Source organism: Xenorhabdus kozodoii, from assembly GCF_002632875.1.
In the GTDB taxonomy this organism is placed as follows: domain Bacteria; phylum Pseudomonadota; class Gammaproteobacteria; order Enterobacterales; family Enterobacteriaceae; genus Xenorhabdus; species Xenorhabdus kozodoii.
Map to the genome: position 1 here is coordinate 1 of NZ_NJCX01000044.1, position 3640 is coordinate 3640.

Consider the following 3640-nt stretch of genomic DNA (forward strand, 5'->3'; position numbering starts at 1 on the left):
TCATGAGAACACTTCCCGATAAAAAGGGGTATAAAATGCTATTTTTTCTTATCCGTCAAATCCGAATTTTTTTAACAAAAATTTCACGCTCCCGCCTTGGTTGATGAAATGTACATGTGTGCATCTGGATAAATGTCTATAAGCTTAACTCTTTGTGTCAAGGGCATTTGAAGTTTCCCCCTAAAAAAGTAGGTCTGCATTGTAACGGCATTGGTCGGTTATATACTCATCGCCTTTCAAGTTGCAAACTGTTTTTGTTTTTTAGGATGTTAGGATGCAACTTGAGTTGCTTGTGTAAATATTGTCTAAAACACGTCTTAGGTGTTTAATTGCTCATAGCACCTTGAAGTAACTATTAAAATTCTTTTTTATGTTAAGTGGACAGATAAAAGGATGAATTTTTTCTTTCGGAAAAAGAGTTAACCACAGTATTTAACGTATTTTTTCTGCATGTTACCCCTTTTATCATGAATGAAAAGGGTCACAATCCGTGGTGCAAAAAATCCCTTCCCTGCGGTTCAGCCGGGCAAAATCTGCGATTATCGGCCTGTTAAGCCTGTCACTCTGTTTTCCCGGTCAGGCCACGTCAGAACACCAAAACGAAGAGAATCTTTCTGACCTCAAACTGGCAGAAATCACCTCACAATTAGGACAACAACTTACCCAATCGCAATCCCCCAGCGAAGCGGCAAAAACACTGGCCGCCCGGCAGCTATCGTCTACGGTGACATCAACCCTGACCCGCTGGTTGAATCAATACGGCCATGCCCGCCTCACCCTCCCGTTCGACAGCCACTTTTCGTTAAAAGATGTGGCATTTGACGGGGTGCTGCCTTTTTATCAATCGGTGTCCGGAACCGTATTCAGTCAGTCAGGGGTCAAAACCCATCACGGCCAGACGACAACCACGCTGGGATTCGGCTATCGCTATTTAACCGATAACTGGTTATGGGGTGCCAATATTTTCTGGGATGCGTTGTGGCCGGAACACCATCACCGTTATAGCATTGGGTTAGAAGCCGGGCATGATAATGTCAAATTGTCCGCCAATCTTTACCAACGCTTATCCCACTGGAAACCCTCCCGGCTCACGGACTTTGACGCCAGACCGGCAAACGGCTGGGATATCCGTGCAGAAGGCTATTTACCGGCGTTTCCCCACTGGGGCGGGCAGTTACAGTTTGCGCAATATTACGGGCAGCAGGTCGCCTTATTCGGTGAAGCAGAACGCCAGAAAAACCCGTACAGTGTTACCGCCGGGTTGACTTACACGCCCGTGCCGTTGGTGACACTGGGTGCCGATTTTCGACAGGGTAAGCAAGGCGTTAGCGAGAACCGTTTTACCCTGAACCTTCATTATCGGTTGGGTATTCCGCTCAGCCATCAGCTTGACCCGAACGCGGTCGCGCCACTGCGCAGCCTGAAATCCAGCCAGTTGGATTTTGTGAACCGGCGCAGCGAGATGGTGCTGGATTATCAGAAGCAAACCCTGATAACACTGGACTTTCCGGCATCCGTTAACGGCTATGAAGGCAAGGCAGTGACCTTTGTGCCGGTTATCCAGTCCCAATATCCGCTGGCGCGTTTAGAGCTGGATACCATAGAATTACAGCAAGCCGGCGGAAAAGTGCTTGATCAGCAACCGGATAAAGTGACGTTACAGTTGCCGAAAACCACGGAAAAAACCGTCCGGCTTTCGGGGATTGCCATTGATAATCGGGGTAATCGTTCCAATCGGGCAGAAATCAGGGTGGTGAGTCTGCCGACTGAAAAGCGATGGCAGGTGACCGCCAATAAAACGCAGGCCAAAGCCGATGGCGATGACCGGGTGATGTATACCGTGATGGTCACCGATCAGGCAGGTGCGCCTGTCCCAAACCAGGCGGTTATCTGGTCAAGTGATAAAGGCGGGTTGTCCCAATCCCGACAGAACACGGATGCGCAGGGACAGGCATCGGTCGTGCTGCGCAGCCGTCAGTCGGGGTTGCATACGGTACGTGTTACTGTGGATGGCGAGGTGGCTGTTGCGCCTTCGGTACAGTTTGATGCAGTGCTGATACCCGAAATCACCGTTGATAAGCACAGCGTTAAGGCGGATGGAAAAGCGAGGGCTATGTTGACGGTCACGGTCAAAAACGCCGCCGGTGCGCCTGTGCCGGAGCAGGCGATTGGCTGGAAAACTCATCTCGGCCAGTTCGCCTCCTCTTCATTAATGACCGATGCGAAAGGGCAGGCGACGGCCTATTTAACCAGCAAAGTATCAGGAAATGCAGACGTGACGGTGGCGGTTGGCAGTGAAACGCTGATGGCTTCTCCGATCCATTTTATTGCTTCGCTAACGCCCACGCTTTTGACGGACAAACAAACGGCCATTGCCGATGGTCAGGACAGCATCCTTTATACGGTAACTGTGCGCGATGCCGCAGATCACCCCGTTGCCCACCGTAACGTGCAATGGTCAGCGGATAACGGGCAACTGCTGGATAAGCAAGAACAGACCAACAGCCGGGGGGAGGCAACAGCCCGGTTAGTCAGCCGCACCGCAGGGCGGGCAACGGTGACAGCCGAGGTGGCGGGAAAAACCCTCAATGCCCCGCCGGCGACGTTTGAACGTTTGCTGAAACCGGCGATCACCGTGGACAAAGTCCGGGCTAAAGGTGATGGGCAGGATGCGGTGGTACTGACCGCCACAGTGAAAGACTCACTGGGGTTACCCGTGGCAAATCAGCCGGTGAGCTGGCAAACGGATCGTGGCGTGCTGTCTTCAGAACGTTCGCAAACTGACCCTCAGGGGCAGACGCAGGTTCAACTGCTCAGCACATTGTCAGGGGCGCATCAGGTGCAGATCCAGGTCGGCGATAATAAAGTCGCCGCGCCGGTGGTGACTTTTGATGAGGTCTTCTCATCGGCAATCCGGGTCAATAAAACCCGCGCGGTAGCGGATGGCGAAGATCGGGTGACTTTTACGGTGACGGTCACGGATATGCATGGGCAGGGTGTCCCGGATAAGGCAGTTGACTGGTGGGGTGATTTTGGCGAGTTGATTTTTGCGCAGGATCGGACAGACCGTCAGGGAAACGCAACAGCCACTTTTGTCAGTCGTCATGCCGGTCAGGCCTCGGTCACCGCTAAAATTGATGATCAACAAGTCGTCTCCTCGGTGGCATTTATCCTGCCGTTACGCCTGGTGGATACGGTTGCCATTGACAGGCAGGGCGGCAATGCCAACCAGAAATCATTTGGCCCCCGCGGGCCTGCCGTTTTCTGGCGTGGCGCGAAATTTCGCCTTATCACAACAGGCAATACAGGTCGGGTTAGCTGGCAGAGTGATTCCCCCGCGGTGACGGTATCGGGGGATGTTGTGCGGGTACAGCATCACCCGGATGGCGTGAGACTCACGGGAATGGATGAGGCGGGGCAACAGGTCGAACTGACCTTGACGGTTCATACCTGGTTTGTAACCGTCCGGTGATCTCACCTTGTTCCGTCCATTCAGCTCATGCACGCTACGGCTTCTGATTTTTCATTTGGAGAGCCCATTATGCGCCGTAACCGATACACCCCCGAACAAAAACAGCGCCATGTGACCCAATGGCGGCACAGTGATCTGACCCGAAAACAGTATTGTGAACAGCATCAG

The 3640-nt window shown here is 52.5% G+C and carries 1 protein-coding gene; it reads left to right on the plus strand.

The window, feature by feature from the left end; genetic code table 11:
• The first annotated feature begins 490 nt into the window (after positions 1–490).
• On the plus strand, positions 491–3472 hold the full coding sequence (locus Xkoz_RS18300; RefSeq protein ID WP_099143389.1) for an Ig-like domain-containing protein: 2982 nt from the start codon (positions 491–493) through the stop codon (positions 3470–3472).
• Positions 3473–3640 lie beyond the last annotated feature (168 nt).